Here is a 1,051-nt window from a genome sequence, read left to right on the forward strand (position 1 = left end):
AAATATGGCGAAAAATTAAGGTGTCGTGAAGCTATTATTCATAGTAATTTTATAGGTGGAAATAGGTCTAATAAAAGGAAGAAAAATAGGTCAGCTATTTGCTTATTTTTCTTAAAAAAACTTAGTGCTAAAAGCGATCAAAATAATGATTTAAACTACTTTTCAAATCGATTAAATGATTATATTGAAAAGTTAAATTTAAACAAAAATAGCATAATTTTTAAGGGCGATGGAGCCAGATGAATGAAGTCTATTTCACAAAAAATAGGGGTCAAATATGTGCTTGATTATTTTCATTTAGTTAAAAAAATTAATGAAACTTTTGGATTTAATCACTTCGCTTCGAAGGAGAATAAGAAAGTTTTTACGAACTGATATAGTGCAAAATATCGACTAAGATGGGTCGAACTATTTCGCAAAATTTTTAGCAAAAACGATAAGCTTGGTTATGAAGCATATGTTAATTTTAGAGATAATTTTATCTTCGAAGCTCGACAAAAACAGATAAATAATAAATGTCTTTTAGCTGCTAAAAGACTATTTTACTTCATCGAAAATCATAAAGACCAGATATGAAATGATGAGAATAAGATATGCCTGATTGCTAGTTATACCGAGCATTTTGTCTTCAATTATTTCAAAAAACACATTAAAAAAATGAGCTCAACTTTTGGTTTGAACTCCATTAAAACAAAAATAATATATAAAAACCTGAAAAAAGGTGTTGGCACAATATTTTTATAAATTTTGATTATTTTTTATTAGTGGTACAGGTTTGTGAAATTAATAATTTAGATTTTACTATAACATAGTTATAGTAAGAAATAAATAAAATAATTTTTGTAGTAGTTATGGAGCAGTTTTTAAAAAGTGGTACAAACTTGTACCACAAAAACTGAAAAACTCTATTATTACAAAGTAATAATAGCAAGGTATAAAATGGTGCTTCGGTTAGAAGCTTTGTACCATTTGTTGCCTTGCCTTAAAAGGCGTACGCGCGCGTGCAAAAGAAAATTTTATTTTTTTGCACCAGTTTTTAAAACGCAAAAAT

1 protein-coding gene is annotated in these 1,051 nt (G+C 27.3%); it reads left to right on the plus strand.

Annotation, left to right across the window (positions count from 1 at the left end):
• A partial coding sequence (locus N1F73_RS03675; protein WP_396888696.1) for an Mbov_0401 family ICE element transposase-like protein occupies nt 1-744 on the plus strand: 744 nt, incomplete at its 5' end.
• Between the last annotated feature and the right edge of the window lie 307 nt (nt 745-1,051).

The organism is Mycoplasma sp. HS2188 (assembly GCF_025209835.1).
Lineage (GTDB): Bacteria > Bacillota_I > Bacilli_A > Mycoplasmatales > Metamycoplasmataceae > Mycoplasmopsis.